This window comes from Dryocola boscaweniae (genome assembly GCF_025215095.1).
Lineage (GTDB): Bacteria > Pseudomonadota > Gammaproteobacteria > Enterobacterales > Enterobacteriaceae > Dryocola > Dryocola boscaweniae.
The window spans coordinates 577,888-599,043 of sequence record NZ_JALHAP010000082.1 but is presented as its reverse complement, the minus strand read 5'-3'; the positions used below and the strand labels follow the sequence as shown (position 1 = coordinate 599,043).

Genomic DNA, 21,156 nt, shown 5'->3' with positions numbered 1-21,156 from the left:
GCGCAGGCAGCACAAAAACAGTTAGGTTAAAACTAACCCTTTGTAGCTAAAACGACAAGGCTGATGGCCCCTGCTGCGCTGTCAACTGGCGGGATTTAGAGCGATTAAGCGGAAATGCTGCGGATATAGCTAATTGTCCTAATTTCTGTTCATTTCGGCTAACAAGTTGAAAAATGTTCTTTTATATTCCAGGCTTACTTTACACGCGCAAGCAATATGGCGATAAAACGAGGATATAATATGAACAAGAATCTAGCAGGAATTTTAAGTGCAGCGGCTGTAATGACTATGCTGGCAGGTTGTACCGCTTACGATCGTACTAAAGATCAGGTTGCCACACCGGTTGTCAAAGATGTGAAGAAAGGCATGAGCCGTGAACAAGTACAGCAGGTGGCGGGCAAACCTTCTTCAGAAGTCACCATGATCCACGCCCGTGGTACTTGCCAGACCTATATTCTGGGCCAGCGTGACGGTAAAACCGAAACTTATTTCGTCGCTCTTGATGAAACCGGGCACGTAATGAATTCCGGTTACCAGAGCTGTGCGGAATATGACACCGATCCGCAGGCAGCTAAAAAATAATTCAATTTTAAAAACCGCCTGCCTGCAGGCGGTTTTTTTAACGCTTCATTATTTTCCTCATGAAAGTAAAGAAATGTCTTTATGCAGTATATCGTTAAATTAGGCTTGCTTAAAAAATAGGGCTGTGCGTTAATAGCGTCCTCGGTTTGTTCATCAGACCTTATGTAAAGCATTTTAGTAAAGCAGTTCTCAGTTCAAGCGTTATCCTCAGATACCTCTTCTCCGTGAGTCTCCTCCTAAAGCCCATAAGTTACTCTGAAACTCAGACCATGGTGCTACAACGTAGCGATGAAAATTTTTTTGAGGAAGTATCTATGTCTACCCAACTGACTGGTTTAGTAAAATGGTTTAACGCTGATAAAGGCTTCGGCTTTATCACTCCTGATGACGGCAGCAAAGACGTGTTCGTTCACTTCTCCGCCATTCAGAGCGACAGCTTCAAGACGCTGGAAGAAGGCCAAAAGGTGAAATTCACCGTAGAAAACGGCGCGAAAGGCCCTGCTGCTGCAAACGTGGTTGCGCTGTAATTACAGCAAATAAGTTGCCGTGTTGCGTTACGATAGCGAAGATGGGCTAACCCGGAGCAGTTAACGTACACGAATAGAAAAGCCTGATTACGATTATTATCGTGCTCGGGCTTTTTTTATTTTTGATGAAATAAATAAAAGTTTAAAACAGAGAAAACAGGCCATAGCCGCGCTGGCTACGGCCTGTTTTTTTAGGCTGGAATATAGGCAACTTTATTACTGCGCGCCCAGACCCGATGGCCGGCAAGTAATTTCAGGAATTCGCTCATAAAATTACCGGACGCGTCATCGGCTTCCACCACACCTTCTTCACCCTGATCGTCAATCCCTAATTTTGCCTTAAATTTACGGGCATCACCGGCAAGGCCAATCACTTTCAGATGCTTATAGGCTTCCAGCAGATAATAAGCAGCTTCGCCATTATCCAGTATTGAACTCAGATCGCCTCCGGGCACGATTACCGCGTCCACGCTCACCGATGGCGACCCCTCAAAAGTGGCTGCGATCGGCACGACTGAGCCATCATCAGCCGTAATTTGCCCCATTCTTGAGAAGAGCAGCCTGGCGTGTACGCCCTGCGCTTTTAGCCCCTTCACAATGTCCAGGACATCCGTTGCTTTGGCATTTTCGCTTAGCAGAACGGCTACGACTCGCCCTTTAACGGTTCCGGTTGGCACGGCGTACAGGCTCAGGCTGGCATCTTTTTTCAGCCCGTTAACGTCTTTTGGCGGAGCAACATGCATTTGTTCATCGGACAGCTCAATGCCAAGGTTTTCCGCAACCTGCTGGGCCAGCGAAATATCTATGTGGGTGAGGTGATCCACTACGCGTTCGCGGATGTAAGGACGAGCCACCTTGGAAAGCTCAAAGCTAAAGGCACCGACGATGTGCTGTTGTTCCACCGGCGTCTGGCTTTGCCAGAACAGGCGTGGATGGGAATAATATTCGCCAAACGAAGGGCTGCGCTCACGAATTTTATGTCCTTCGACACGAGCCTGATAGCTTTCGAACCCGCCCCGTTTTGGCCCCGGCGGCGTTTCACGCGGCCAGTTGTCGTTAATGGAGTTTGGTTCGTAGTTAGCCGGATTGCTGTCGATGTCCATGCGATGCATGCCGTCGCGCTGGAAATTATGGTAAGGGCAAACCGGGCGATTAATCGGGATTTCGTGGAAGTTTGGCCCGCCCAGGCGGCTGATTTGCGTATCGGTATAGGAGAACAGACGCCCCTGCAGCAGCGGATCGTTACTGAAATCAAGGCCGGGGACGATATGGCCCGGGTGGAACGCGGCCTGTTCATTCTCGGCGAAGAAGTTATCCGGGTTACGGTTTAGGGTCATTTTACCGACCAGTTGTACCGGAACCAGCTCTTCAGGGATCAGTTTCGTCGGGTCGAGAAGGTCGAAATCATATTTGAATTCGTCTTCTTCAGGAATTAATTGCAGGCCCAGTTCGTATTCCGGGAAGTCGCCGGCTTCAATAGATTCCCACAGATCGCGACGGTGGAAATCCGGATCGCGCCCGGTAAGCTTTTGCGATTCATCCCACAGCAGCGAGGCTTTCCCGGCTACCGGTTTCCAGTGGAAACGAACAAACGTAGATTTGCCCTCGGCGTTAATCATACGGAAGGTGTGAATGCCAAAGCCTTCCATGGTGCGATAGCTGCGAGGAAGGCCGCGGTCAGACATTGCCCAGATGACGTTATGCAGCGTTTCGGGCTGTAGCGAGACGTAATCCCAGAAAGTGTCATGCGCACTGCCGCCCTGAGGGATCGCCCAGTGTGGTTCTGGTTTTACGGCGTGGACGAAGTCCGGGAATTTATGCGCATCCTGAATGAAGAAGACGGGCGTATTGTTGCCGACTAAATCGAAAATACCTTCTTCGGTGTAAAACTTAGTGGCGAAACCACGGATGTCGCGCACCGTATCAGCAGAGCCTGCGCCGCCCTGAACCGTAGAGAAACGCACAAATACAGGCGTGATTTTATCCGGGTCGGAGAGGAAATCCGCTTTGGTGACATCGGACAAGTTTTTGTAGGGCTGGAAGAAACCGTGAGCGGCAGAACCGCGGGCATGAACAATACGCTCCGGGATGCGCTCATGGTCGAAATGGGTGATTTTCTCCCGCAGGATAAAATCTTCCAGAAGCGTAGGCCCGCGCGTGCCGGCGCGCAGAGAGTTTTGGTCGTCGGCAATGCGTACGCCCTGATTGGTCGTCAGCGGGAAGTTTTCACCGTCTTTACGGTGCTTGTCGAGAGTTTTCAGCTTTTCGTTTGAGGTATCCGGGCTTTTGAAACTGCCAGCAGCGGTAGGTTGTGCTCCTGGCGGCGTGGGCTCCTGAGCCGGTCGGTGAGTGCCATCTTCCGGGGCAAGAGAATCCATGCCGGGTTTAGATTCGTTGGCATCGTGAACCGGTGCGCTGTGACTAAGCGGTTGTTTATCGTGCTTCGACATTGAACTCGTCTCCTGTTTTCACGGCTGTTTATCCGGGTTGTTATAAGAGTAAAACCCCTCTAACTATAGAACAATGTGTTAACTCTGCTTGCGGAGGCGACGAGCGTCAGGCGATCCGTTATCATAGTGATGTTGTTCACTAACCTTGCTTCGAATGTCATTGCCTATGAAACCACTGCGCCAACCCAATACTCGCCCCGTCATAACTTACCAACCGCGCGTTGAACCAGCGCCGCCGTCGCATGCCTGGCGCGTGGAAGGGTTTAAGGATGTATGGTTGCTGCGAAATAAATATGTGGCTTTTGTGCTGGTAGGGGACGCGTTCCGTCAGTCTCCGCCTTTTACGCTGCCGGAAGCCGCGCAGAGGTGGGCGACGCAGGTTCGCCAGGAAATTGAAATATAAAAAAAGGCCGCAGAATCTGCGGCCTTTTGCTGTTCAGACGCCTTTAGCGATGAGCGAGTTCAACCTCTTCTTCGCTGTTCAGAATCTCTTTATCGGTCTGCTTCATTAACTGGCTGGTGATGGTGCCGGCAGTCATGGAACCGCTCACGTTCAGCGCGGTACGGCCCATATCAATTAATGGCTCTACGGAAATCAACAGGGCAACCAGGGTCACGGGCAGGCCCATCGCCGGCAGTACAATCAGAGCTGCAAACGTTGCGCCACCGCCCACGCCAGCAACGCCTGCGGAGCTTACCGTAACGATACCAACAAGCGTTGCAATCCACAGCGGGTCAAGCGGGTTGATGCCAACCGTTGGCGCAACCATCACAGCCAGCATGGCCGGATACAGACCCGCGCAACCGTTCTGACCAATAGTGGCGCCGAAAGAGGCTGCAAAGCTTGCAATAGATTCCGGCACGCCCAGACGGCGGGTTTGCGCTTCAACGTTCAGCGGAATACTTGCAGCGCTGGAGCGGCTGGTGAAGGCAAAGGTCAGCACTGGCCATACTTTGCGGAAGTACTTCAGCGGGCTTACGCCGTTAACCGCAAGCAGCAGCGCGTGCACGCCGAACATAATGGCCAGACCCAGGTAAGACGCCACCACAAAGCTGCCCAGCTTAACGATGTCCTGCAGGTTGGAGCTCGCCACAACTTTAGTCATCAGCGCCAGCACGCCGTAAGGCGTCAGTTGCATAACCAGGCGAACCAGCTTCATTACCCAGCTTTGCAGCGTGTCGATAGCGACCAGCACGCGTTCGCCTTTATGCGCATCGTCTTTAAGCAGCTTCAACGCGGCGACGCCCAGGAAGGCGGCGAAAATAACGACGCTGATGATTGACGTTGGGTTTGCGCCAGTCAGGTCGGCAAACGGGTTTTTCGGCACGAAGGAGAGGATCAACTGCGGTACTGACAGGTCCGCAACTTTGCCGACGTAATTGGTTTCAATAGCGCTCAGGCGTGCGGTTTCTGCGGTACCTTGCACTAGCCCCTCGGCCGTTAAGCCGAACAGGTTAGTCACCAGCACGCCGACCAACGCCGCAATTAGCGTGGTGAACAGCAGGGTGCCAATGGTCAGAAAACTAATTTTGCCCAGTGAAGAGGCATTATGCAGTTTTGCCACGGCGCTAAGAATGGACACAAACACCAGAGGCATGACAATCATCTGCAGCAGTTGTACATAGCCGTTACCGACTACGTTAAACCACTGAATAGAATCTTTCAGTACCTGGCTGTCTGCGCCATAAATTGCATGCAGGGCGACGCCAAACACTACGCCAACGACAAGGCCGACCAGTACTTTCTTCGCCAGACTCCACTGTTTATGGCGGGTTTGCGCCAGCAACAGCAACAGAATAACGAACACGATAACGTTCGCTATAAGTGGATAATTCATCCCCGTATCTCCTGATTTTTTGTAAGCAGGTGGAATAACGCCCACCTTTATGCCGCCAAGCGTAACAGATGTGATGCTGCGCACTTATATTCAAAAGGAATGGGTTATTACGAAATGGATTATTTCGTCTAATTATTGTTCCAGTTGGTGATTTAAGAAGCTATTAAAGGTGGTTTGCAAAGAATTTATCATCTGTGACGACCAGCGCACTGCACTGTTTTCGGGCAAGCTCTGCGGCATCCATACGGCAAGGCCGAACAGGGCCATACACAAAAACCTTTCCAACTGGTTGCCTTTCTGTGGACGGACAATAGGGAAGCGAAAGCGCCAGCGGCACGGCCACAGTAGAGGTACGCCTGCGGGGGTTAGCATGTCCGCGAGAATATGGCTCAGATAGCCGAGCACCATACCTTGTAACGCGTCAGCCGGAATGACCCAGCTTTCTGGCACCTTAAGATAAAACAGGGCAAGGCTGACAAAGACGGCGAACAGGCTATGGGTAAAACCACGGTGGCCGCAGGCGCGAGCTATGGGTTTAGAAATCCAGGGTAAGCGCTGGCCCAGAAACGATTTTGGGTGATCGATATCCGGCAGCAGGCAGCTCAAAATGGCGGACGGCACTATGTGCCACCAGTCACCTTGCGCCAGTACAGGCGTGAGTTCGGCGTTTTTAGCAAATACTGCGCAGGCTATAGAAAAAAGCAGATGACCTTCCGCCGTCATGATACTACCTGGATGAAAACTGTCGATTCATCCAGTATAGGGATTTTATACAGTAGACGGAAGAGGTGACGCTGTAACATTTCATCACCGTCAGAAAAACCCGGCGGCGATATGCTTTAGCGCGCGAGCCACCCGCCATCAACGGCAATCGTATAGCCGTTAATATAATCGGAGGCGCCTGAAGCCAGGAATACGGCGGCGCCCTGCAGATCCTCTGGTTTACCCCAGCGTCCGGCAGGAATGCGGTCAAGGATTTCCTGGCTTCGCGCTTCGTCGTCACGCAGTTGTTGAGTGTTATTGGTTGCCATGTATCCTGGCGCAATCGCGTTAACATTAATGTTGTGCCGCGCCCATTCGTTAGCCAGCAGGCGCGTTACGCCCAACACCGCGCTTTTCGATGCGGTATAGGACGGGACGCGGATGCCGCCCTGGAACGAAAGCATCGAGGCGATATTAATGATTTTGCCGCCGCTGCCCTGCTTAATAAACTGCTTTGCCACGGCCTGTGACAGAAAAAACACGGATTTGATGTTCAGGTTCATGACGTCGTCCCAGTTCTTTTCGCTGAACTCGATGGCATCCTCGCGGCGAATAGTGCCGGCGTTGTTGACCAGAATATCGAGCCTGCCCATGCGCGCCACGGCTTCCTTGACGAGACCGGGAATGACGTCGGGCTGGCTCAGGTCCGCCTGAATTGCGGTGAAACGACGGCCAAGGGCCTGAACTTTTTCAGCCGTTTCGTGTGGAATTTTGCGATTCACGCCGATGATGTCACACCCGGCTTCGGCAAGACCGAGCGTCATTCCCTGACCAAGCCCTGTGTCACAGCCGGTGATTAGAGCAACTTTGCCCTGCAAATTAAAAGCGTCGAGAATCATAGCTACCCCGTGGACTTAGAGAGCGCCGTAGCGCGTGTCCCATTAGGATAGGTAGGCGAATGCAGAATTACAAATTTATCTGAAATGGTGTTTCAAAAATTAGAGCAGGGCGAGGTTTTAATAAAGGGCGGAACGATCCGCCCTTAAAATCAGCCAAGCAGATCGCATGCTGAAAGCGTAAGCAATGACTCAAGCTGCACGTCAGCCAGGCACCAACGAGGATCGCCGCGGTTCTCTTCAGCAGGTACGACAATGGAGCGCATGCGGGCGGCTTTGGTAGCGATCATGCCGTTAACGGAGTCTTCAAGGGTGACACACGTCATTGGGTCGACGCCGAGCTTTGCGGCGGCATCCAGATAAACCTGCGGGTGGGGTTTGCTGTAAGGCAGATGTTCAGCGGAGGCGATAGCATCAAACTGCTCACGTAAATCAAACATTTCCAGCACGCGCTCAAGCATATGCAAGGGAGAGGCTGACGCCAGGCCAACTTTAAGCCCCTGAGCTTTACACTGCGCGATAGCTTCACGCACGCCCGGTAATAAAGGACGGCGCTCCTCAACCAAACCGATCGCCCGCGTAATAATGCGCTGGGTGACTTCTTCACGCGTCGGGCCGTTCCAGGGCTGCTGGGCAAACCATAGTTCAACCACCAGATCGATACGCAGACCGAGCGTATCGGGCAGCTCGTTGCGGCGCGTGATGTCGACGCCAAGACTGGCCATGACCTCAAGCTCTGCTTCATCCCATAACGGCTCGGAATCAATCAGTAAACCATCCATATCAAAAATCGCAGCTAAAACCTGGCGCGTATCGGCCATATAAGGACTCCTGTCAGCGTTCATTTAAAAAAGATGCCCTTATGAATAGCGGGAAAAGCTGCAGGTTGCCACCGCTTTTATGAAATTCGTCCGCAAAGCTCAGGCGAAATGCTGTGAGACAAGGTAGACTTTGTGCGAGTAAGTTACGTCTTAACCAAGGGGAAAGAATGACGTATCAACAAGCTGGACGCATTGCTGTACTTAAACGCATTGCCGGTTGGGTGATTTTTATCCCGGCAGTGATTTCAACGTTAATTTCAATCCTGAAATTTATGTATGAACACAGCGAGAAGCAGCCAGGCATCAACGCCGTCATGCTGGATTTCGCACATGTGATGATTGAGATGATGCGTTTTAATACGCCATTCCTTAATTTCTTCTGGTACAACTCGCCGCAGCCGGAGTTTCACCAGCATTCAAACATCCTGTTTTGGGTTATTTTCGCCCTGATCTTTGTCGGCCTTGCCCTGCAGGCTTCGGGCGCGCGCATGAGTCGTCAGGCTAAATTCCTGCGTGAAGGCGTTGAGGATCAATTGATTCTGGAGCAGGCGAAGGGGCCGGAAGGATTAACCAAAGCGCAGCTTGATGACAAAATCGTGGTGCCTCGTCATACGATTTTCCTGCAAATTTTCCCGCTTTATATCCTGCCGATAATTGTGATTATTGCGGGCTATTTCTTTTTCTCGCTTCTGGGCTTTATTTAGTAGAAAGCCACTCCTTTCCGGGAGTGGCCGTCAATTCTCTCATCTTAAACTGCCAGGATGCGTTCCAGTGCTTTTTGCGCGGTGACCAAATGCTGTCCGCCGAACAAAATGGCACGGTTTAGCAGCGTGTAGAGTTGGTAAACGGGCTGGCGATCCAGAAAGCCTGAGGGAAGCGGGGACACAGACTGATAGCCATCGTAGATTTGAGGCGGCTGGTCGGTGTGCAGCGGCAGCATCGCCAGATCGCACTCACGATCTCCCCAGTAGCAGGCGGGATCGTAAATAAAGGGCCCGTCCGGCCCCAGCGCGCAGTTACCCGACCATAAATCTCCATGCAGCAACGAGGCCTGCGGCTGGTGCGAGGCAAGGAACTGATGAACAAAATCGACAATCATGTCGATGTCGCCCAAATGAATCCCTTTTTCCGCCGCCATTTCCAACTGCCAGCCGATACGCTGTTCGGCAAAGAACGTTGACCAGCGACGTTGCCAGGCATTGGGCTGAGGAGTGGTGGAAAGATCGTTATCAAAATCGAGTCCAAACTGGGGCTGATCGCTCCATTCATGCAGACGGGCTAGCTGCTGCCCAAGCAGGAAGGCGTTATGAGCGTCAAGCGGTCTTGCTGGCAGGTATTCAAGCAGCAGAAAGCTGTAATCCCTGTCGCTGCCTACCGCCCAAACTTTTGGCACCCGCACGGTATTGCTGCGTGACAGAAGCTCAAGCTGATCGGCCTCTGCGGTAAAAATTGGCAGCATCTCTCGATCGTCGCTTTTAACAAAAATCTCGTGACCTGCATAACGCAGCCGCCACGCCGCGTGGATTTCCCCGCCGGGAAGTTCGGTGCGTTGTTCAACTTCAGCCTCTCCCAACTGTTCACTTAACAGACGACTGATGGCTTGCCACATGATATTTCCCCCCAGTTGCTCTGGTAGATCATTAGCTTGCACTTATAACCGGGTAAAAACCAAGAACCAACGCACATCCCGGTCAGGAATTGAACTGATTTGTCACTCCGGTGACTTTTCCCACTCCTCCCAGGTCGTAACGGTAACTTCTGGCTCGGCGCCCAGCGCAACATATCCAAGACCTTTTGCCAGTTCCACAACTTCCTGCTCGCTTAACGCGCTCACCAGGCCAAATGTATTCGTCCCCAGTTCATGAACTTTGCCTTCATCGTCACTCATGGTGAGCAGAAAACCGCCGCGAGTCAGTTGGTTATTGAGTTCGTTGATATCCGTCAGGCTCTCTTCTTTATACTTTACGGTGACGACATAGCGCACAATGTCTCCATTACTCATGGTTCACCTCATTGTTATCCCAAAGGTTTTAGCATAGTTCATCTGCCTGAAATGGCGACTTTTGGCGTAACGGGGCAGGGAAGAGCGCAATGGCCCCCAAGCGCGGGGGCGGGAATTAACTACGCAGATAGTCGTAAATTTTTTGAGTGTTCTCAAGCGAGCATAAGCGAGTGCCCTGATTCAGCGTCGCAGCGCTGCCGGCGGCAACGCCGAATCGCACCATATCCAGCAGCGGCGCATTTTCGGCAAGCTTTAGGGTCATTGCCCCAACCATGCTGTCGCCAGCGCCAACGGTGCTCTGACTTTTGACCGGGGGTGGAACAACCTGCACGCAGCCGCTGGCATCCATGCCCAAAGCGCCCTGCGGGCCGAGAGAAACAACGACACGGTGCGCTTTTCCGCTCTCTACAATTTCCTGCGCGGCCAGGCGAACGTCATCTGGCTGGGTGAGATCGCGCTTAACCAGCGCGCTGAGTTCTTTCTGGTTGGGTTTGATCAGTTCAATATTGCCGATTTCAAGCGTCGCTTCTAGCGCTTCGCCGGAGCTGTCAATGATACAGCGGATACCGGCCTTTTGCGCCGCCTTTACCAGCGAACACAGCTTTGAGACGTCAATGCCCGGCGGGAGACTGCCGCTGATAACTAAAATAGAGCCTGACTCAATGGCCAGCACTTTTTCTTCGAGACGGCGGAATTCATCATCGCTGAGCGTGGCGCCGGGCATAACAAAGCGGTATTGCTCGCCGGTAGATTCGGTATGCACATGCAGATTCTGACGCGTCCAGTCGTGCGAGTCCACGGTATCAATCGCAACTTTTTCATCAAGAAGCAGGGCAGAAAGATGTTCGCCTGTCGCGCCGCCAACCGGGAAAATAGCTATGGCTTTCCCGCCCAGATGAGAAATAGCGCGCGCAACGTTAATCCCTCCGCCGCCAGGTTCGAATACCGGGGCGGTGCAACGTAATTTACCTTCCGGATAAATCTGCGGGGTCAGGGTGGCGCTGTCGAGAGAGGGTGCAAGTGTCAACGTATAGATGCTAGCCATGAAACCTCCTTTTTAATGAATAGCTAGAGCTTAGCATTATTACCTGCAGGAGAAATTTTAATTAACATCATGATTTTTCAATTGATTGCTAAAATGCAAGCGATAGCTATATATATGAAAAGAAAGATGTTTTAAGAGCGTTCTTATTCAAAAAATGAAAGAGGAATTCATTGCTATGTTATCCGGGCTTTTTTATAATTTGTAACCTTTCTTGAGAGATAAAGATTTGATCCTCAGGGAAGATTCCGGAACCTTGGTGGTTTCTTTTTTTGTCGTACGGATTAATAAATGAAGCTTGTTAAGACAGTACCGGCTGCAATTTTGCTGACCGGCAGTGCGCTATTGAGTCACTTTGCAGTTGCAGATACCACGGTTTTCACTGTCATGGATGACCCAAGCACCGCGAAGAAACCTTTTGAAGGCAACCTCAACGCGGGATACCTCGCTCAGTCAGGCAATACCAAAAGCTCAACGCTGACTGCGAATACCAATATGACCTGGTATAACACGTCAACCGCGTGGTCACTTTGGGGGAATGCCAACAACACCTCTTCTAACGACGAACGCTCCTCAGAAACTTACTCTGCAGGCGCCCGTAGCCGTTATAACATGACGGACAGCGATTACCTGTTTGGCCAGGCAAGCTGGTTGACCGACCGTTTTAACGGTTATCAGGCGCGTGATGTGCTGACGGCTGGTTACGGTCGTCAGTTCTTAAGCGGCCCGGTGCACAGCTTCCGTTTTGAATTTGGTCCAGGTGTCCGCTACGACGAATATACCGACGGCGGCCATGAAACTCAGGCGTTGGGTTATGCCTCCGGCATCTATAACTGGCAGTTGACGGATAACGCGAAGTTTATTCAGGGCGTCTCCGTACTGGGTAGCGAAGATACCACGGTGAACTCCGAGACGGGACTTGAGGTCGCTATCAACGAACACTTCGGGCTGAAAGTCGCTTATAACGTGACCTGGAACTCCAACCCACCGGATTCCGCACCTGAGCACACTGACAGAAAAACCGCTATTACACTCGGTTATAAAATGTAATTACCGAAGCCGGGTTAGCCCGGCTTTATTGTTTTAATTTGGCAAGACACGCTATTATTTATTTGGTCTTGCGTTTTGTTTAAAGTAAAATAGGAAAAAAGAACTTCCTCCATGATTTCTCCATAATCGCCTGTTGTGACATATATTCAATATATTTGAAACCTTTTGACAAATAAATTGACTATCCAAAAATGTGATCGGGATCTACTCTTATAAAGTTGACAGGCAAATGCCTTGGGATTCACTTAAATAAGAGAAAAATGACTATGAAAACTATTAAATATGTCGCCGCAGCTACCCTTCTTTCCGTACTTTCTTTTGGTGCTTTAGCTGCGCAGCCTGCTTCCGGCACGACTCAATCTACCGTTAAAACCTCGCATGTAACAGACATTGAAGCCGGTTCAAACATCGCTCCCGGCGCGCAATCTACAGGCCGCTCCATGGACGACGCATTCAATGTTCATACCCTTGTCGCAGGTGAGTGGTATTAATTAAGTCTGTATTATCTTCAGGCGTCTTATTGTAAATACGTCTGTTAAGTCACTTAAGCATTAATAAAAAACCGGAAGCAGAAGCCCGGTTTTTTTATGTCTTTAATATTTAATCGCCGGATTAATGCCTTCACATTAGCAATAAACCAAAGCGTTTTTCATAAAATAGAGAAGAGCGAAAAATTCTCTATTCAGGAAAGCAAAAAAGGCGCTTAAACAATTCGTTATTTCTTTATTATTCAATCCGCAGCGTTGTCAAAAACGCGACATCGGACGTCAGCGATGGTACTATTCCTGCCTGCTGTAAGGTGAGGTTTTTGCCTGCAAGCAACAAATTGTGCGCCAGGCCTTGCAATTGTAGGCGAGATGGTAGCGCAACCGTTTGAAACTAAAGCAAAATAAACGTTGCATGTGATCTTACGTGTGGGTCACCACTGCAAATAAGGACTTATAATGCCTGTTATTACTCTTCCTGATGGCAGCCAACGCCATTACGATCGTGCTGTCAGCCCGCTGGATGTGGCTCTTGATATCGGTCCAGGGCTTGCAAAAGCCTGTATCGCAGGCCGCGTAGACGGTGAGCTGGTGGATGCAACCGATGTGATTGAACACGATGCCAAACTCGCCATCATCACCGTCAAAGATGAAGCTGGTCTGGAAATCCTTCGTCACTCCTGCGCCCACCTGCTGGGTCATGCTATCAAACAGTTATGGCCTAATACCAAAATGGCGATTGGTCCGGTTATCGACAACGGCTTCTACTATGACGTTGACCTTGACCACACCCTGACGCAGGAAGATCTTGAGCTGCTCGAAAAGCGTATGCATGAGCTGGCTGAGAAAGATTACGATGTCATCAAGAAAAAAGTGAGCTGGCACGAAGCGCGCGAAACTTTCGTCAACCGTGGCGAAAGCTATAAAGTTGCCATCCTTGATGAAAACATCAGCCATGATGACAAACCGGGTTTGTATCATCATGAAGAATACGTTGATATGTGCCGCGGCCCGCACGTACCGAATATGCGTTTCTGCCATCATTTCAAACTGCAGAAAACCTCCGGTGCTTACTGGCGTGGCGACAGCAACAACAAAATGCTGCAACGTATTTACGGCACCGCATGGGCAGATAAAAAACAACTTAATGCTTACCTGCAGCGTCTGGAAGAAGCGTCCAAGCGCGATCACCGTAAAATCGGCAAACAGCTCGACCTGTATCATATGCAGGAAGAAGCGCCGGGTATGGTGTTCTGGCACAACGACGGCTGGACCATCTTCCGCGAGCTGGAAGTTTTTGTGCGCTCCAAGCTCAAAGAGTACCAGTATCAGGAAGTGAAGGGCCCGTTTATGATGGACCGTGTGCTGTGGGAAAAAACCGGCCACTGGGACAACTATAAAGATGCGATGTTCACCACCTCTTCTGAGAACCGTGAGTACTGCATTAAGCCAATGAACTGCCCGGGCCACGTGCAAATTTTCAATCAGGGTCTAAAATCCTACCGCGACCTGCCATTACGTATGGCTGAGTTCGGTAGCTGCCACCGTAACGAGCCATCAGGCGCGCTGCATGGCCTGATGCGTGTTCGCGGATTCACCCAGGACGATGCTCACGTCTTCTGTACTGAAGACCAGGTTCGTGACGAAGTGAATAGCTGTATTCGTATGGTTTATGACATGTACAGCACCTTCGGTTTCGAAAAAATCGTCGTTAAGCTGTCTACTCGCCCGGAAAAACGTATCGGTACCGACGAAATGTGGGATCGTGCGGAAGCTGACCTGGCGGTAGCGTTACAAGAAAATGAAATCCCGTTTGATTATCAGCCGGGTGAGGGCGCGTTTTACGGTCCGAAGATCGAGTTTACGTTGTATGACTGCCTGGATCGCGCATGGCAATGCGGTACGGTTCAGCTCGACTTCTCCCTGCCTGCGCGTCTAAATGCGTCGTACATCGGCGAAAACAACGAGCGTCTGGTGCCGGTTATGATTCACCGCGCCATCCTGGGCTCCATGGAAAGGTTTATCGGAATCCTCACCGAAGAGTTCGCTGGGTTCTTCCCAACCTGGCTTGCTCCGGTCCAGGCAGTGGTCATGAATATCACTGATGGGCAGTCTGAATACGTTAACGAATTGACCCGCAAACTACAAAATGCAGGCATTCGCGTAAAAGCAGACTTGAGAAATGAGAAGATAGGCTTTAAAATCCGTGAACACACGTTGCGTCGTGTCCCTTATATGTTAGTTTGTGGCGACAAAGAGGTAGAAGCAGGCAAAGTAGCCGTTCGTACCCGTCGTGGCAAAGATTTGGGCAGCATGGACGTAAACGAATTGATTGAAAAGCTGCAGCAAGAAATCCGCAGCCGCAATCTAAATCAACTGGAGGAATAAAGTATTAAAGGCGGAAAAAGAGTTCAACCGGCGCGTCCTAATCGCATTAACAGAGAAATTCGTGCCACTGAGGTTCGTCTAACAGGTCTAGACGGCGAGCAGCTAGGTATTGTCAGTCTGAATGAAGCTTTAGAAAAAGCCGAAGAGGCTGGGGTTGATTTAGTCGAAATCAGTCCTAATGCCGAACCGCCTGTTTGCCGCATTATGGATTACGGCAAGTTCCTCTACGAAAAAAGCAAATCTTCTAAGGAACAGAAGAAAAAGCAAAAAGTTATTCAGGTTAAGGAAATCAAATTCCGACCTGGCACTGACGATGGCGACTACCAGGTAAAACTCCGCAGCCTGGTTCGCTTTCTGGAAGAGGGTGATAAAGCTAAGATCACGCTGCGTTTCCGCGGTCGTGAGATGGCTCACCAGCAGATCGGTATGGAAGTGCTTAACCGCGTCCGTGACGATTTGAGTGAACTGGCAGTGGTCGAATCCTTCCCATCGAAGATCGAAGGCCGCCAGATGATCATGGTGCTCGCTCCTAAGAAGAAACAGTAAGGCACTCAAGTAACGATTCCGGCGGGGCTTACGCCTCGCTGGTTTTGTTCGCCTTCTGGTTCGTTTAATTAACAATGCGAAGTGGAAAGTAATTAAATGCCAAAGATTAAAACAGTACGCGGCGCCGCTAAGCGCTTCAAAAAAACTGCCGGCGGTGGTTTTAAGCGCAAGCACGCTAACCTGCGTCACATTCTGACTAAAAAGTCTACTAAGCGTAAACGTCATCTGCGTCCAAAAGGCATGGTCTCCAAAGGGGATCTGGGCCTGGTAGTCGCGTGCCTGCCGTACGCATAAGTTAACTTTTTAATAAATTTCAGAATATAGAACAGGAGAGCTAACATGGCTCGCGTAAAACGTGGTGTAATCGCACGTGCTCGTCACAAAAAAATCCTCAAACAAGCTAAAGGCTACTATGGTGCGCGTTCTCGCGTATACCGCGTTGCCTTCCAGGCTGTTATCAAAGCTGGTCAGTATGCTTACCGTGACCGTCGTCAACGTAAGCGTCAATTCCGCCAGCTGTGGATTGCACGTATCAACGCTGCAGCTCGTCAGAACGGTATCTCTTACAGCAAATTCATCAACGGCCTGAAAAAAGCCTCTGTTGAAATTGACCGTAAGATCCTGGCTGACATCGCAGTTTTCGACAAAGTGGCATTCACGGCCCTGGTTGAAAAAGCGAAAGCAGCTCTGGCGTAAGTAAGTTTAAGAGGGAGCTTGTCTCCCTCTTTTAATTTCTAACCCAATCAAATTATTGACATTTCGGATCTGAGCCTTTTGAATATGCAGAACGAATATCGTCGATTAAGGTAACTGCAAGCATGAATGCTGCTATTTTCCGTTTCTTTTTTTACTTTAGCGCCTGAATCCGGGGGCTTTGCGCGTAAGAAAAGAAACGAAAAACAGCGCCGAAAGCCTCCTTTGTGGAGGCTTTTTTTTTGCATATTCTTTTGAACAGACAAACTACCCCGGTAATTATGCCGGCATAAGAGGAATACCATGCCACATCTCGCAGAGCTGGTTGCCGTTGCCACGGCTGCCATAAACGAGGCCCAGGATGTTGCCGCGTTAGATAGCGTACGCGTCGAATATTTGGGGAAGAAAGGGCACCTGACCCTTCAGATGACCACCCTGCGTGAACTGCCAGCAGAAGAGCGTCCGGCAGCAGGCGCGGTAATTAACGAAGCTAAAGAGCAGGTGCAGGAAGCCCTTAACGCGCGTAAAGCCTTCCTGGAAAGCGCTGCGCTGAATGCTCGTCTGGCGCAGGAGACAATTGACGTTTCTCTGCCTGGCCGCCGCATCGAAAACGGTGGGCTGCATCCCGTGACGCGTACCATCGATCGTATTGAGAATTTCTTTGGCGAGCTTGGCTTCACCGTGGCTACCGGCCCTGAAATCGAAGATGACTATCATAACTTCGACGCGCTGAATATTCCCGGCCACCACCCGGCGCGTGCGGATCATGACACCTTCTGGTTCGACGCCACCCGTCTGCTGCGTACGCAAACCTCTGGCGTGCAAATCCGTACCATGAAAGACAAGCAGCCGCCGATTCGTATTATCGCGCCGGGCCGCGTGTATCGTAACGATTACGATCAGACGCACACTCCGATGTTCCATCAGATGGAAGGCCTGATTGTTGATAAGAACATCAGCTTCACCAACCTGAAAGGCACGCTGCATGACTTCCTGAATAATTTCTTTGAAGAAAACCTGCAGATTCGTTTCCGCCCGTCCTATTTCCCGTTCACCGAACCGTCCGCAGAAGTGGATGTGATGGGTAAAAACGGCAAATGGCTGGAAGTGCTGGGTTGCGGCATGGTGCACCCAAACGTTCTGCGTAACGTGGGTATTGACCCGGAAGTTTATTCAGGCTTCGCCTTTGGCATGGGCATGGAACGTCTGACCATGCTGCGCTACGGCGTAACCGATTTGCGCGCATTCTTCGAAAATGATTTACGTTTCCTCAAACAGTTTAAATAAAGGCGGGATATCCAATGAAATTCAGTGAACTCTGGTTACGCGAATGGGTAAACCCAGCCAACAGCAGTGAAGCGCTTTCCGATCAAATCACCATGGCTGGCCTTGAAGTTGACGGCGTTGACGCTGTCGCAGGCCGCTTCAATGGCGTAGTTGTCGGGGAAGTTGTTGAGTGCGCTCAGCACCCGAACGCAGACAAACTGCGTGTGACAAAGGTTAACGTAGGCGGCGAGCGCCTGCTTGATATCGTCTGCGGCGCGCCAAACTGCCGTCAGGGCCTGAAAGTGGCCGTGGCTACCGTTGGCGCCGTTTTGCCCGGCGATTTCAAAATTAAAGCGGCCAAGCTGCGCGGCGAGCCTTCCGAAGGAATGCTGTGCTCCTTCTCCGAACTGGGCATTTCCGACGATCATGACGGCATCATCGAACTGCCTGCTGATGCGCCAATCGGAACGGATATCCGCGATTACCTGAAGCTTGAAGATAACACCATCGAAATCAGCGTGACGCCAAACCGTGCGGACTGTCTGGGGATTATCGGCGTGGCGCGTGACGTTGCCGTGCTGAACAAACTGCCGCTGGTCGAGCCAGAGATGGCGCCTGTTGCGGCGACTATCTCAGATACCGTCTCTATCCGTGTGGATGCCGCCGAGGCCTGCCCGCGTTATCTGGGCCGCGTCGTTAAAGGCATCAACGTTAAGGCGCCAACTCCGCTGTGGATGAAAGAAAAGCTGCGTCGCTGCGGCATTCGCTCTATTGATGCCGTTGTTGACGTCACTAACTATGTGCTGCTGGAACTTGGCCAGCCGATGCACGCGTTCGATCGGGACCGTATCGATAGCGGCATTGTGGTGCGTATGGCGCAAGAGGGTGAAACGCTGACCCTGCTGGACGGCAACGAAGCGAAATTAAAAGCCGATACGCTGGTTATCGCCGATCATAACAAAGCACTGGCCATGGGCGGCATCTTTGGCGGCGAGCACTCTGGCGTAAACGATGAAACGCAGAACGTTCTGCTTGAATGCGCCTTCTTCAGTCCTCTGTCCATCACCGGCCGTGCTCGTCGTCATGGTCTGCATACGGATGCCTCTCATCGCTATGAGCGCGGCGTGGATCCAGCGCTGCAATATAAAGCGATGGAGCGAGCAACTCGTCTGCTGATTGACCTGTGCGGCGGCGAAGCCGGTCCGGTTATTGACGTGACAAGCGAAGCGCATCTGCCAAAACCGGCCACCATTACGCTGCGCCGCAGCAAGCTGGATCGTCTGATCGGCCATCATATTGAAGATGCGCTGGTTGGCGATATCCTGCGTCGTCTGGGTTGTGAAGTGACAGAAGGGCAGGATCAATGGACCGCCGTTGCCCCAAGCTGGCGTTTCGACATGCAGATCGAAGAAGATCTGGTAGAAGAAGTGGCTCGCGTCTACGGTTATAACAGCATTCCTGATGAGCCTGTTCAGGCGGGTCTGGTAATGGGCGCCCACCGCGAAGCGGATTTGTCCCTCAAGCGTGTGAAAACCATGCTGGTGGATAAAGGCTATCAGGAGGTGATCACCTACAGCTTTGTGGACCCTAAAATCCAACAGTTGCTGCATCCGGGTGAAGAACATCTGATTTTACCAAGCCCGATTTCGAGCGAAATGTCGGCCATGCGTTTGTCATTGCTGACCGGCCTGCTTAATACCGTGGTTTATAACCAGAACCGCCAGCAGAGCCGCGTGCGTATTTTCGAAACCGGACTGCGCTTTGTTCCTGATACTCAGGCAGACCTCGGTATCCGCCAGGATCTTATGCTGGCTGGCGCGATTTGCGGCAACCGTTACGAAGAACACTGGGATCTGGCGCGCAATACCGTCGACTTCTATGATTTGAAGGGCGATCTGGAATCTATTCTTGATCTGACGGGTAAGCTTTCTGACATCGAATTCGTCGCTGCGAGTAACCCGGCGTTGCATCCAGGGCAAAGTGCCGCCATTTATTTACAGGGCGAATGCATTGGTTTCATTGGTGTTGTGCATCCGGAGCTTGAGCGTAAGCTTTCTCTCAACGGCCGCACGCTGGTGTTTGAAGTGCTGTGGAACAAGGTCGCAGACCGCGTGGTGCCTGAGGCGCAAGAGATTTCACGCTTCCCGGCCAACCGTCGCGACATCGCTGTCGTGGTTGCTGAAAACGTTCCCGCAGCAGATATTTTGGGCGAATGTAAGAAAGTTGGCGCAAATCAGGTAGTTGGCGTAAACTTGTTTGATGTGTACCGTGGCAAGGGCGTAGCCGAAGGTTATAAGAGCCTGGCCATCAGCCTTATCCTTCAGGATACCGGCCGTACACTCGAAGAAGAGGAGATTGCCGCTACCGTTGCAAAATGCGTAGAGGCATTAAAAGAGCGATTCCAGGCATCATTGAGGGATTGAACGTATGGCGCTTACAAAAGCTGAAATGTCAGAATATCTGTTTGATAAGCTTGGTCTTAGCAAACGAGACGCTAAAGAGCTGGTAGAGCTGTTTTTCGAAGAGATCCGTCGCGCTCTGGAAAACGGCGAGCAGGTTAAACTATCAGGTTTTGGTAATTTTGACTTACGCGATAAAAACCAACGTCCCGGGCGTAACCCGAAGACCGGTGAAGATATTCCCATCACGGCTCGCCGTGTGGTGACTTTCCGACCTGGTCAGAAGTTGAAAAGTCGGGTTGAAAACGCGTCGCCAAAAGACGAGTAACCTGAGTTAACCAAAAAGGCCGCATCCGCGGCCTTTTTCTTTGCTTGTTCTTCCTGACATTTACCCCGTAAAATCAGCAGCCTGGCTGCAAATCTATGGACCCGTCTCAATGCTCACTTTCGTCTCCCGGCAGCGCCGTCTTGAACGCTTATGGCTCATTATTCTGATGATGGTCATGGCAGCCATGGTCGTGCTGAGTTTGTGTGCGGGCGATCGCTGGTTTGCGCCGCAACGGTGGTGGAGCGAGGATGCACAGCTTTTCATCTGGCAAATACGCCTGCCGCGCACGCTTGCTGTCCTGCTGGTTGGCGCCGCCCTGGCTATTTCCGGCACCATTATGCAGGCGCTTTTTGAAAATCCCCTCGCGGAGCCTGGGTTGCTTGGCGTTTCTAACGGCGCAGGCGTTGCGCTTATTGCAGGTGTCCTGCTCGGCCAGGGGGCGCTTCCCGGTTGGGCTTTAGGCGTGTGCGCCATCATCGGTGCGTTGCTCATCACGCTTATCCTGCTGCGTTTTTCCCGTCGTCATCTTTCCACCAGCCGTCTTTTGCTGGCAGGCGTGGCGCTGGGGATTATCTGTAGCGCGCTGATGACCTGGGCGGTTTATTTCAGCACCAGCCTCGATTTACGTCAGTTAATGTACTGGATGATGGGCGGATTTGGCGGCGTTGACTGGCGTCAGTGGTGGCTGATGGTGACGCTGCTGCCCGTGATGGCCTGGCTGTGTGGCAGCTATGCTCCTTTAAATTTGATGGCGCTGGGTGAAACATCCGCGCGCCAGTTGGGATTGTCGGTATGGATATGGCGCAATATTCTGGTCATCGCAACCGGCTGGCTGGTGGGGGTTAGCGTGGCGCTTGCCGGTGCAATTGGATTTATCGGGCTGGTTATTCCTCATATGCTGCGCCTGAAAGGGCTGACCGATCACCGGGTTTTATTGCCAGCAAGCGGGCTTGCCGGCGCTTCCGTGCTGCTCGGCGCCGATATCATTGCCCGACTGGCGCTAACCTCCGCCGAATTACCAATAGGCGTTGTTACGGCAACGCTAGGCGCGCCAGTATTTATCTGGCTATTATTAAAGGCCGGACGCTAACTTAGCAGGCTATCTTTATGCTTCCGGAAGCCATACACAAAGATTTTTCAT

General features: G+C 51.4%; 23 protein-coding genes and 1 other annotated feature. Of the genes, 15 read left to right on the top strand and 8 right to left on the bottom strand.

Annotated elements, in window-relative coordinates; all coding sequences use genetic code 11:
* Positions 1–240: 240 nt before the first annotated feature.
* Together osmE and cspE are read left to right on the top strand one after the other, a co-directional pair.
* A complete protein-coding gene (gene osmE / locus MUA00_RS20215) occupies positions 241–582 on the top strand; it encodes an osmotically-inducible lipoprotein OsmE (protein ID WP_271124779.1) in 342 nt (113 codons plus the stop codon).
* A 314-nt stretch (positions 583–896) separates the two neighbouring features.
* Positions 897–1,109: a transcription antiterminator/RNA stability regulator CspE gene (gene cspE / locus MUA00_RS20210; protein WP_121268105.1), complete on the top strand. Its 213-nt coding sequence runs from the start codon at positions 897–899 to the stop codon at positions 1,107–1,109.
* Positions 1,110–1,300: 191 nt separating this feature from the next.
* Here the strand turns inward: cspE and katE are convergent, their stop codons facing one another.
* Positions 1,301–3,559 (bottom strand): catalase HPII, encoded by a 2,259-nt coding sequence (gene katE, locus MUA00_RS20205; RefSeq protein ID WP_271124778.1) that lies wholly within the window; start codon positions 3,557–3,559, stop codon positions 1,301–1,303.
* Between the two features lie 166 nt (positions 3,560–3,725).
* On the opposite strand from katE, the gene cedA reads away from it, so the two are divergent.
* Positions 3,726–3,962, top strand: coding sequence for a cell division activator CedA (gene cedA / locus MUA00_RS20200; RefSeq protein ID WP_271124777.1), 237 nt, complete (start codon positions 3,726–3,728; stop codon positions 3,960–3,962).
* A 43-nt stretch (positions 3,963–4,005) separates the two neighbouring features.
* On the opposite strand, the gene MUA00_RS20195 is transcribed toward cedA, so the two are convergent.
* From MUA00_RS20195 to hxpB, 4 genes are all read right to left on the bottom strand, one after another.
* Entirely contained in the window at positions 4,006–5,397 is a 1,392-nt protein-coding gene (locus tag MUA00_RS20195; RefSeq protein ID WP_271124776.1) for an L-cystine transporter, read from the bottom strand.
* 132 nt (positions 5,398–5,529) lie between these two features.
* Complete coding sequence (locus MUA00_RS20190; RefSeq protein ID WP_271124775.1) at positions 5,530–6,120, bottom strand: metal-dependent hydrolase; 591 nt, start codon at positions 6,118–6,120, stop codon at positions 5,530–5,532.
* A gap of 116 nt (positions 6,121–6,236) precedes the next feature.
* The gene (gene kduD / locus MUA00_RS20185; RefSeq protein WP_271124774.1) at positions 6,237–6,998 is read right to left on the bottom strand and encodes a 2-dehydro-3-deoxy-D-gluconate 5-dehydrogenase KduD; all 762 of its coding nucleotides are present in this window, start codon (positions 6,996–6,998) and stop codon (positions 6,237–6,239) included.
* Positions 6,999–7,147: 149 nt separating this feature from the next.
* On the bottom strand, positions 7,148–7,816 hold the full coding sequence (gene hxpB, locus MUA00_RS20180) for a hexitol phosphatase HxpB (protein ID WP_271124773.1): 669 nt from the start codon (positions 7,814–7,816) through the stop codon (positions 7,148–7,150).
* A 167-nt stretch (positions 7,817–7,983) separates the two neighbouring features.
* Between hxpB and MUA00_RS20175 the strand changes: the two genes are divergently transcribed.
* Positions 7,984–8,520: a YniB family protein gene (locus MUA00_RS20175; protein ID WP_271124772.1), complete on the top strand. Its 537-nt coding sequence runs from the start codon at positions 7,984–7,986 to the stop codon at positions 8,518–8,520.
* Between the two features lie 44 nt (positions 8,521–8,564).
* Here the strand turns inward: MUA00_RS20175 and MUA00_RS20170 are convergent, their stop codons facing one another.
* From MUA00_RS20170 to pfkB, 3 genes are all read right to left on the bottom strand, one after another.
* Positions 8,565–9,425 carry a fructosamine kinase family protein gene (locus MUA00_RS20170; protein ID WP_271124771.1) on the bottom strand — a complete coding sequence of 287 codons (861 nt, stop codon included), beginning with the start codon at positions 9,423–9,425 and terminating at the stop codon, positions 8,565–8,567.
* A gap of 102 nt (positions 9,426–9,527) precedes the next feature.
* On the bottom strand, positions 9,528–9,818 hold the full coding sequence (gene ghoS / locus MUA00_RS20165) for a type V toxin-antitoxin system endoribonuclease antitoxin GhoS (RefSeq protein ID WP_271124770.1): 291 nt from the start codon (positions 9,816–9,818) through the stop codon (positions 9,528–9,530).
* Positions 9,819–9,933: 115 nt separating this feature from the next.
* The gene (gene pfkB, locus MUA00_RS20160) at positions 9,934–10,863 is read right to left on the bottom strand and encodes a 6-phosphofructokinase II (protein WP_271124769.1); all 930 of its coding nucleotides are present in this window, start codon (positions 10,861–10,863) and stop codon (positions 9,934–9,936) included.
* Between the two features lie 288 nt (positions 10,864–11,151).
* On the opposite strand from pfkB, the gene MUA00_RS20155 reads away from it, so the two are divergent.
* From MUA00_RS20155 to btuC, 11 genes are all read left to right on the top strand, one after another.
* A complete protein-coding gene (locus MUA00_RS20155; RefSeq protein WP_271124768.1) occupies positions 11,152–11,910 on the top strand; it encodes a DUF481 domain-containing protein in 759 nt (252 codons plus the stop codon).
* Positions 11,911–12,176: 266 nt separating this feature from the next.
* Positions 12,177–12,401: a DUF2147 domain-containing protein gene (locus tag MUA00_RS20150; RefSeq protein WP_271124767.1), complete on the top strand. Its 225-nt coding sequence runs from the start codon at positions 12,177–12,179 to the stop codon at positions 12,399–12,401.
* A 453-nt stretch (positions 12,402–12,854) separates the two neighbouring features.
* The gene (thrS, locus tag MUA00_RS20145) at positions 12,855–14,783 is read left to right on the top strand and encodes a threonine--tRNA ligase (protein ID WP_271124766.1); all 1,929 of its coding nucleotides are present in this window, start codon (positions 12,855–12,857) and stop codon (positions 14,781–14,783) included.
* A 3-nt stretch (positions 14,784–14,786) separates the two neighbouring features.
* Positions 14,787–15,329 (top strand): translation initiation factor IF-3, encoded by a 543-nt coding sequence (gene infC, locus MUA00_RS20140; protein ID WP_121268117.1) that lies wholly within the window; start codon positions 14,787–14,789, stop codon positions 15,327–15,329.
* A 96-nt stretch (positions 15,330–15,425) separates the two neighbouring features.
* Positions 15,426–15,623, top strand: a complete 198-nt coding sequence (gene rpmI, locus MUA00_RS20135; protein WP_004263702.1) for a 50S ribosomal protein L35 — start codon at positions 15,426–15,428, stop codon at positions 15,621–15,623.
* A 45-nt stretch (positions 15,624–15,668) separates the two neighbouring features.
* Positions 15,669–16,025, top strand: coding sequence for a 50S ribosomal protein L20 (gene rplT, locus MUA00_RS20130; protein ID WP_000124850.1), 357 nt, complete (start codon positions 15,669–15,671; stop codon positions 16,023–16,025).
* A 117-nt stretch (positions 16,026–16,142) separates the two neighbouring features.
* Positions 16,143–16,266, top strand: a sequence feature (Phe leader region).
* Complete coding sequence (gene pheM / locus MUA00_RS20125) at positions 16,148–16,192, top strand: pheST operon leader peptide PheM (protein WP_106120997.1); 45 nt, start codon at positions 16,148–16,150, stop codon at positions 16,190–16,192. It overlaps the preceding feature by 45 nt.
* A 59-nt stretch (positions 16,267–16,325) precedes the next feature.
* Positions 16,326–17,309 (top strand): phenylalanine--tRNA ligase subunit alpha, encoded by a 984-nt coding sequence (gene pheS / locus MUA00_RS20120; protein WP_271124765.1) that lies wholly within the window; start codon positions 16,326–16,328, stop codon positions 17,307–17,309.
* A 14-nt stretch (positions 17,310–17,323) separates the two neighbouring features.
* The gene (pheT, locus tag MUA00_RS20115; RefSeq protein ID WP_271124764.1) at positions 17,324–19,711 is read left to right on the top strand and encodes a phenylalanine--tRNA ligase subunit beta; all 2,388 of its coding nucleotides are present in this window, start codon (positions 17,324–17,326) and stop codon (positions 19,709–19,711) included.
* A 4-nt stretch (positions 19,712–19,715) separates the two neighbouring features.
* Complete coding sequence (gene ihfA / locus MUA00_RS20110; RefSeq protein WP_001229265.1) at positions 19,716–20,015, top strand: integration host factor subunit alpha; 300 nt, start codon at positions 19,716–19,718, stop codon at positions 20,013–20,015.
* Between the two features lie 109 nt (positions 20,016–20,124).
* On the top strand, positions 20,125–21,105 hold the full coding sequence (btuC, locus tag MUA00_RS20105; RefSeq protein WP_271124763.1) for a vitamin B12 ABC transporter permease BtuC: 981 nt from the start codon (positions 20,125–20,127) through the stop codon (positions 21,103–21,105).
* The last annotated feature ends 51 nt before the right edge of the window (positions 21,106–21,156 follow it).

Coding starts and splice junctions, on each gene's coding strand:
- osmE (WP_271124779.1), top strand. CDS start 241: ATGAACAAGAATCTAGCAGGAATTTTAAGTGCAGCGGCTGTAATGACT.
- cspE (WP_121268105.1), top strand. CDS start 897: ATGTCTACCCAACTGACTGGTTTAGTAAAATGGTTTAACGCTGATAAA.
- katE (WP_271124778.1), bottom strand. CDS start 3,559: ATGTCGAAGCACGATAAACAACCGCTTAGTCACAGCGCACCGGTTCAC.
- cedA (WP_271124777.1), top strand. CDS start 3,726: ATGAAACCACTGCGCCAACCCAATACTCGCCCCGTCATAACTTACCAA.
- MUA00_RS20195 (WP_271124776.1), bottom strand. CDS start 5,397: ATGAATTATCCACTTATAGCGAACGTTATCGTGTTCGTTATTCTGTTG.
- MUA00_RS20190 (WP_271124775.1), bottom strand. CDS start 6,120: ATGACGGCGGAAGGTCATCTGCTTTTTTCTATAGCCTGCGCAGTATTT.
- kduD (WP_271124774.1), bottom strand. CDS start 6,998: ATGATTCTCGACGCTTTTAATTTGCAGGGCAAAGTTGCTCTAATCACC.
- hxpB (WP_271124773.1), bottom strand. CDS start 7,816: ATGGCCGATACGCGCCAGGTTTTAGCTGCGATTTTTGATATGGATGGT.
- MUA00_RS20175 (WP_271124772.1), top strand. CDS start 7,984: ATGACGTATCAACAAGCTGGACGCATTGCTGTACTTAAACGCATTGCC.
- MUA00_RS20170 (WP_271124771.1), bottom strand. CDS start 9,425: ATGTGGCAAGCCATCAGTCGTCTGTTAAGTGAACAGTTGGGAGAGGCT.
- ghoS (WP_271124770.1), bottom strand. CDS start 9,818: ATGAGTAATGGAGACATTGTGCGCTATGTCGTCACCGTAAAGTATAAA.
- pfkB (WP_271124769.1), bottom strand. CDS start 10,863: ATGGCTAGCATCTATACGTTGACACTTGCACCCTCTCTCGACAGCGCC.
- MUA00_RS20155 (WP_271124768.1), top strand. CDS start 11,152: ATGAAGCTTGTTAAGACAGTACCGGCTGCAATTTTGCTGACCGGCAGT.
- MUA00_RS20150 (WP_271124767.1), top strand. CDS start 12,177: ATGAAAACTATTAAATATGTCGCCGCAGCTACCCTTCTTTCCGTACTT.
- thrS (WP_271124766.1), top strand. CDS start 12,855: ATGCCTGTTATTACTCTTCCTGATGGCAGCCAACGCCATTACGATCGT.
- rpmI (WP_004263702.1), top strand. CDS start 15,426: ATGCCAAAGATTAAAACAGTACGCGGCGCCGCTAAGCGCTTCAAAAAA.
- rplT (WP_000124850.1), top strand. CDS start 15,669: ATGGCTCGCGTAAAACGTGGTGTAATCGCACGTGCTCGTCACAAAAAA.
- pheS (WP_271124765.1), top strand. CDS start 16,326: ATGCCACATCTCGCAGAGCTGGTTGCCGTTGCCACGGCTGCCATAAAC.
- pheT (WP_271124764.1), top strand. CDS start 17,324: ATGAAATTCAGTGAACTCTGGTTACGCGAATGGGTAAACCCAGCCAAC.
- ihfA (WP_001229265.1), top strand. CDS start 19,716: ATGGCGCTTACAAAAGCTGAAATGTCAGAATATCTGTTTGATAAGCTT.
- btuC (WP_271124763.1), top strand. CDS start 20,125: ATGCTCACTTTCGTCTCCCGGCAGCGCCGTCTTGAACGCTTATGGCTC.